Origin of the sequence: Inquilinus limosus MP06 (genome assembly GCF_000767795.1) — a bacterium.
In the GTDB taxonomy this organism is placed as follows: Bacteria; Pseudomonadota; Alphaproteobacteria; order DSM-16000; family Inquilinaceae; genus Inquilinus; species Inquilinus limosus_E.
The window spans coordinates 1-7,561 of the sequence record NZ_JANX01000291.1 but is presented as its reverse complement, the minus strand read 5'-3'; the positions used below and the strand labels follow the sequence as shown (position 1 = coordinate 7,561).

Annotated in this window: 3 protein-coding genes; 1 reads left to right on the top strand and 2 read right to left on the bottom strand. The window is 69.0% G+C overall.

From position 1 onward, the window contains the following. Positions 1–419 precede the first annotated feature (419 nt). Positions 420–3,071 (bottom strand): aminopeptidase N, encoded by a 2,652-nt coding sequence (gene pepN / locus P409_RS20460; RefSeq protein WP_034842743.1) that lies wholly within the window; start codon positions 3,069–3,071, stop codon positions 420–422. 295 nt (positions 3,072–3,366) lie between these two features. On the opposite strand from pepN, the gene P409_RS36320 reads away from it, so the two are divergent. Beyond that, positions 3,367–5,166, top strand: coding sequence for a calcium-binding protein (locus tag P409_RS36320; RefSeq protein WP_052121024.1), 1,800 nt, complete (start codon positions 3,367–3,369; stop codon positions 5,164–5,166). 42 nt (positions 5,167–5,208) lie between these two features. Here the strand turns inward: P409_RS36320 and P409_RS20450 are convergent. Then, positions 5,209–7,561, bottom strand: a 2,353-nt coding sequence (locus tag P409_RS20450) for a phosphoenolpyruvate carboxylase (protein WP_034842739.1), incomplete at its 5' end; no start/stop codon positions are given.

Sequence of the window (7,561 nt, the reverse complement as noted above, 5' to 3'; positions counted from 1 at the left end):
CCTGGGCCACGCCGCACAGGCCCTGCGCGATCCCGGCCGCCGCGGTCAGCCCGATCGGCCGGCGCGCCAGCCCGGCCTGCCGTTTCAGCCAGCGGCCGGCGGCGCGGTCGTCGATCGGTCCGGTCGAGGACGGGCGGGGCGGAGTAGGGGCCAAGGGATCGGTGCTCCAGTGACTGCAGGCGAGGTAAGGCGCCGGTCCGGTCTGGTCAACGGCACGAAATGAAGCAGCAGTTTCGCGCCGAAGGGGTGAAACCATCCCCCTGACGATAGCGTCATCCCGATCATCCTCCCCCTATCTCTTGGTTTAGTTTCAATTTTCCTGTCATGCCCGGGCTTGACCCGGGCATCCAGAGAGCGTCGACACCTTCTGGATTGCCGGGTCAAGCCCGGCAATGACAGGAAGGAAGGCCGTTGCAGCGTTAAGCCCGGCTCTTGGCCGCGATCTCGTAGACGTCGCGCGACAGGTCGGGCGCCGCCAGGATCCGGTCCAGCTCGGCCTTCATCGCCGCCTGCCGGCCGGGCTCGTGCCGCTGCCAGCGGCCCAGCGGCACCAGGATGCGCGCCGCCAGCTGCGGGTTCGGCCCGTTCAGCGCCAGCACCTGGTCGGCCAGGAAGGCATAGCCGGAACCGTCCGCCGCGTGGAAATGCAGCGGGTTGCCCATGGCCAGGCTGGAGATCAGCGCCCGCGCCCGGTTCGGGTTGCGCAGGGTGAAGGCCGGGTGCCGGGTCAGCGCCTTGATCGCGTCGAGCGTGCCGGGCAAGGCGGACGTCGCCTGCAGCGCGAACCACTTGTCGACCACCAGCGGCTCGTCCTGCCACTTGGCGTAGAACGCCTCCAACGTCTCGGCCCGCTCCGGGATGTCGCGGTCGCGCAGCACGGTCAGCGCCGCCAGCACGTCGGTCATGGTGCCGGCGGTCCGTGCCTGGACCAGGACCAGCCCGGTCGCCTCGATGTCGCCCTCGAGGAGACCGAGATAGCCCAGGCAGGCGTTCTTCAGCGCCCGCCGGCCGACGGCGGCGGCGGAGACGTCGAACGGTCCCTTGTCGTCATTGGCCTTATGGATGGCCAGCAGCCGGTCCCGCAGCGCCGTGGCGATGGCCAATCTTGCCGCCTCGCGCACCGCATGGATGCCCTCGACATCGATCTCGGCCATCTGGTCGGCCAGGAAGGATTCGCCCGGCAGCGCCATCGCCTCGGCGACGAAGGCGGCGTCCAGCGCCTTGTCCTCCAGCAGCCGGCCGACGGCGGCGACGAAATCCGGGTCCAGCCGCCACTCGCGGCCGGCCTTTCGGGCCGCGACGCCCTCCAGCAGCAGCTGCGCCGCCAACTGCTGGCCGGCCTCCCAGCGGTTGAACGGGTCGCTGTCATGGGCGAACAGGAAGGCCAGCCGCTCGCGCGGCTGCGGCGCCAGCTTGACAGGGGCGGAGAAGCCGCGGAACAGCGACGGCACCGGCCGCGCGGCCAGCCCCTCGAACACGAAGCGCTGGACCGCGCCGTTCAGCGACAGCACCCGGGTGCCGGGCTTGGCCTCGGCCTCGCCGGCCAGCCGCACCGGCAGGTCACGGCCCTGGGCATCGAGCAGGCCGAGCGCCACCGGGATGTGCAGCGGCTGCTTGTCCGGCTGGCCCGGTGTCGGCGCGGTCGACTGCGCCAGGGTCAGGGTGTAGCGGCCGGAGGTGGCGTCCCACGTCTCCTCGGCCGTGATCTCCGGCGTGCCGGCCTGGGAATACCAGCGCCGGAACAGTTTCAGATCGACGCCGCTCGCATCCTCCATCGCCGCGACGAAGTTCTCGCAGGTCGCGGCCTGCCCGTCATGGCGTTTTACATAAAGATCGATGCCCTTCCGGTAGCCTTCGGCCCCGAGCAGGGTGTGGATCATGCGGATGACCTCCGCCCCCTTCTCGTACACCGTCGGCGTGTAGAAGTTGTTGATCTCGATATAGCTCTCGGGCCGGATCGGATGGGCGATCGGGCCGGCATCCTCCGGGAACTGGATGGCGCGCAGGCGGCGGACATCGGCGATGCGCTGCACCGGCCGGCTGTTGATGTCGGCCGAGAATTCCTGGTCGCGGAAGACGGTCAGGCCTTCCTTCAGCGACAGCTGGAACCAGTCGCGGCAGGTGATGCGGTTGCCGGTCCAGTTGTGGAAGTACTCATGCGCCACCACGGATTCGACCCGCTGGAAGTCGCCGTCGGTCGCGGTCTCGCGGCTGGCCAGGACCAGGGCCGTGTTGAAGATGTTCAGGCCCTTGTTCTCCATCGCCCCCATGTTGAAGTCGGAGACGGCGACGATCATGAACAGGTCGAGGTCGTATTCGAAGCCGTAGACCTGCTCATCCCAGGCCATCGACGCCTTCAGCGATCGCATGGCGTGGCCGACCTTGGCCTCGTCGCCCGGGCGGGTGAAGATCTTCAGGTCGATCGGCCGGCCGGAGCGGGTGGTGAAGCTGTCCTCCACCGCGACCAGGTCGCCGGCCACCAGGGCGAACAGGTAGGACGGCTTGGGGAAGGGGTCCTCCCATTTCGCCCAGTGCCGGCCGCCCTCGGCCTCGCCGGCGCCCACCGGATTGCCGTTGGACAGCAGCACCGGATACTTCGCCTTGTCCGCCACGATGGTGGTTGTGTAGCGGGCCAGGATGTCCGGCCGGTCGAGATAATAGGTGATGTGGCGGAAGCCCTCGGCCTCGCACTGGGTGCAGAACGTATCGCCGGAGGTGTAGAGCCCCTGCAGCGAGGTGTTGTTCTGCGGATCGATCTCGGTGGTGATCTCGAGGGTGAAGGCGTTCGGCAGGCCGGGCAGGGTCAGGTGCTCGGCATCGACCGTATAGCGGTTGTCGCCCAGAGCCTCGCCGTCCAGGGCGACGCCGGTCAGCTTGAGGCCCTGGCCGTCCAGCACCAGCGGCGCCGCGGGGTCGGAGGTCGCCGGGTTGCGCCGCATGGTCAGGCGCGAGGTCACCGTCGCCCCGTCCTCGCGCAGGTCGAAGCGCAGATCGACCGCGTCGATCAGGAAGTCGGGCAGGCGGTAGTCGGCGAGGCGGACGGTGCGCGGGGCGCTGCTGGAATCGGTCATGGTCTCGATCGATCGCTGAGGCGGTTGATTCCGTTCTAAAGGGTTCCGGCCGCGGGCGGAAGGAAGGGATGGCGCGTCTCCCGACGCCACGCCCGCTCCGGTCGTTCGGCTGGAGCGGGCGTGGCGTCGGGACTGGAATTCGCGAGGGGTCAGGATTATCGTCGGCGGCTGAGATCGACAGCGCGCGGCCCCTGTCCGGCCGGGCGGTACCGCCTGCCCGCCAGTGGCGCTGCAGGATCAGATAGTTAAAAAAAGATCTGTTTACACATAAAATATCGATTGAGGAGAAATGAATATGGCCAACCCGACCCCGCCGGATCTCGACCTCAGCGACTATGTCATCGGCCCGGATGGGGCTGGCGTGACCATATTCTGGAGCGAGGATAGAATCGCGGCCAACATTATTATCGAGCTTCTCAATTACTACCAATTTCTGACGTTTCAGGGAAAGACCACGAATATCGGATTCTATAGCGAGTGGTTCAGCACCTATGACGGCTCGTACGGGGTCAGTGACGGGGGAAAGTACGATCTCATCCTGACGAACGGGGACGATCGCGTCGACGGCGGGTATCGCTGGCCCCATAGCGTGTACGGCCTGGACGGTGACGACGTTCTGATCGCCACGACCTTCCTGGACGGCGGGGACGGCAACGACACTCTGACTGCGGCCGACACCATGATCGGCGGCGCTGGCGACGATGTGCTGACGGGGCCCGGCGTCATGTATGGCGGCGATGGCAATGACCGGCTCACCGGCGGTGTCGGCGCCCAGACGCTCGACGGCGGCAGCGGCGTCGATGTGCTCAGCGGCGACGGCGACAACGACGTGCTCACCGGCGGCAGCGGGGCCGATCAGATCGATGGCAGTGCTGGCACCGACCGGGCGGATTACCTGGGGTCTGCGGCCGGGGTCACGGTCAACCTCGCCACCGGCATCAACACCGGCGGCGACGCGGCCGGGGATGTGCTGACCGGGATCGAATATCTCGGCGGCTCGGCCTTCGCCGACAGCCTGACCGGCGATGCCGGCGCCAACACGCTGTGGGGCCGCGGCGGCAACGATGTCCTCGCCGGCGACGCGGGCAACGACTCGCTCTACGGCGAGGCCGGCACCGACACGCTGCAGGGCGGCGACGGCGACGACCTGCTGATCGGCGGCGACGGCGCCGATGTGCTGAACGGCGGCGCCGGCAGCGACACCGCCAACTACGCCGAGGCCGGCGCCGGAGTGACGCTGAGCCTCGCCGGCGGCGGGACCGGCGGCGTCGCGGCCGGGGATACCTTCATCGGCGTCGAGAACGTGCTGGGCTCGGCCTTCGACGACGTGATCAAGGGCGATGCCGGCGCCAATGTGCTGCGCGGCCTGGCCGGGACGGATCGGCTCTATGGCGGCGACGGCGGAGACATCATCACCGGCGACGCCGGCAATGATTCCCTCTACGGCGAGGCCGGGGCCGACCAGCTCAGCGGCGGCGATGGCGACGACTATCTGACCGGAGGTGCCGGGGCGGATGCGCTGAACGGCGGCAACGGCACCGACATCGCGCTGTACGACGCGGCGACGGCGGCGGTGACGGTCAACCTCGCCACCGGCACGGGCACGGCCGGCGACGCGGCGGGCGACACCTACAGCGGCATCGAGAATGTGATGGGCTCGGCCTATGCCGACACCATCACCGGCAGCGCCGGGGCGAACGCGCTGTGGGGCATGGCCGGGAACGACGTGCTGGCCGGGGGCGGCGGGGCGGATGCCCTGAAGGGCGGCGCCGGCGCCGACCGCTTCGTCTACACCGCGATTTCCGACAGCACCGTGGCAGCGGCCGGCCGCGACAGCATCAACGACTTCTCGCATGCCGAGGGCGACCGCATCGACCTGCATCTGATCGATGCCGACGGCAATGCCGGCAACGGCGACACCGCCTTCACCTTCCTCGGCGGCGGCGCCTTCACCGGCGCCGGGCACGAGGTGCGGGTGGTGGCTACCGGCGGCCTGCAGTCGGTGCTGGTCGACGTCAATGGCGACAAGGTGGCCGACATGCAGATCGGCGTCATCAGCGCCACCACCCTCTTCGCAAGCGACTTCGTGCTCTGACGGATGGGCGGCGGGCGAGGGGGCGTCCCTCGCCCGCTCCGCCTATCCGAAGAACCCCGTGCGGTGCACCACCGCGGCAGAAACCCGGCGGAGAAGGCCGTAGATCTGCCGCATCGGGCGGAAGATCCGCTCGTTCTCGAACTGGTAGTTCTGGCTCTCATCCGAGCGGTAGGTCGCGGCCTCGCCGAAATCGGTCACGGCAATGGTGTCCTCGGTCAGCGGGAAGATCTCCTCCAGCGACTGCACCGCCGGCAGCACGTCGAGATGCAGGATGCGGGCGATCACCTGCTTCAGCGTCAGGTTGTGCCGGCTGGAGAATTCCGGGATCCGCATGGCCAGCAGGAAGATCTCCTGGATCAGCGCCAGGCGCACCGCGTGCAGCACGGCCAGCGCGTCGCGGCTGGCGGCATCGACATGCGGCGACTGCTCGGCGATGCTCTCCAGCCCCTCGCGCAGCAGGATGAAATCCTTGTGCAGCGCGCGGAACACGCGGCTCTGCCGCTCCCACACCGGCATCGGCTCGAGATGGCCGGACAGCGCCACCATCCGGTCCGCCAGCTCGCGGTCGCCGGTGGCGGCGGCGCGCGTGATCCAGGATCCCGGGTCCAGCGCGTCGATATAGGATTTCATCGCCGCCGGATTGCTGGCCGAGGCGCCGTAGGTGATGATCCCCAGCAACTGCCGGAACCTGGGCGAGGCGGCGTAGAGCTCGCGGAACCGCTCCGGGTCCTTGGCGATGGCGGCGCCGGCGCCGCCGACGCTGTTGGCCATCAGGCCCAGCTGCATCAGGATCGCGTTGTGCGGGATCGCCCGCAGCTGCGACGGCATGGCATGGTCCAGCTCGCTCGGGTCCTCATGCTGCCGCTTGGTCGCGCGGCTGCCGGAGGGAAACAGGAGGTTCGGGCCCAGCGCCTGCAGCAGCACGCCGTAGTCGCGGCTCTCCATCAGCCGGACCTGGAACTCCTTCACCGTGGTGAAGAACTCGCGGATGTAGGAGGCCTCGTCGTAGAACGGGTCGTCGCGGGTGTCGTCGATCTCGGCCAGGACGTGCTGCAGGATGCGGGTGACCACCGCATAGGCCAGGTCGGGATGGGCGAAGTACAGGTAGCCGTCGCCGCCCTGGAAGCTGACCTCCTGCTTGAAGGCGACGCCCTGCTCGGCCATGAAGGCCCGGGTCGCCGGCGGGTCGACATAGGTCAGCCGGTCGGCGATGCCGCCCGGATGGCAGCCGCGGCCGATCGATTCGCCGTGGGTGTCGAAAATCAGCAGCTGCACGTCCGGCAGCCCGGCCTTGGCGATCACCCGGATCAGCCGCAGCCGCAGCCGCTCGATCGAGGCGCCCGCCGGGGTCTGGCCGAGATAGCGCCCGGCGTCGGAATAGCCGGTCTGGACGCAGACCCGGCCGCGGCGGCGGACATAGTCGCGGTAATGCGGGTTCTCCAGCAGCTGCTCGATGATCCGGCTGCCGTTCTCCAGCGCCTTCTCGGTCTCGAACAGCGGCGAGATGTCGACCATGCCGTCGACCCCGAACAGCCGGGCGTAGTACAGCGCGGTCAGGCAGGTGAAGGCGCTCTCGCTCTCGGCGATCAGGAAGCGGATCGGCGCCGACCGGTCGTTGTACTTCAGCATCTGCGCCAGCAGCATGAACAGGCGCTTGACCGAGGTGCGCTCCGCCAGCAGCGACCCGAAATTCACCGACACCGGCTCGACCGCGTCCAGCAGGGCATTCAGCCGGTCGAGGTAGGATTGCCGGTACCGCGGGTCGTTGGGGTCGGACACCATGCCGACCGCCTTGCGGATGGCGTTGTGCACCTGGGTGGCGTTGATCCGCACATGAGTGTGGGCGGCGCCCAGCCCATGGGTCGCCAGCTCGGCCCGGAGCAGGCAGAAGCGGCGCGACAGCTCCGGATCCTCGGTGCGCTCCAGCGCCCGGTCGACGATCGCGATCAGGCTGGCGGATTCGGTCAGTCGCAGCGCCTGGCCGGCATGGATGCGCTGGCTGATGACGCGGATCTGCTCGCGCCCGGCGGCGGAGCCGGGATCGGCCACGGCGAAGGCGGCGACCTCGTCGCGGATCTGGGCGATGGCCAGCGCGATCCGGCTCTCCAGCAGGTCCAGCGTCTCCAGCAGGTCGGCGGCCTCGCGCGGCACCTGGGCCCGGATCGCCCGCACCTCGGCCAGGTAATGGTCCAGCTGCGCCGCCTGCACCAGCAGGCGCTTGTGCAGCGTGTCGGTCCAGCGGATATCGGAGCGGCCGTCCAGGTCGTAGCCGACCCAGGAGGCGAGGGTGACCAGCCGCGGCGTCAGGCCGCGCCAGTCCTTGGGATAGGCCTCGCGCGCGACGTCCAGCAGGATGCCCCAGGCCCGGCCCAGCGCGGCGCGGGCATTGGCGATG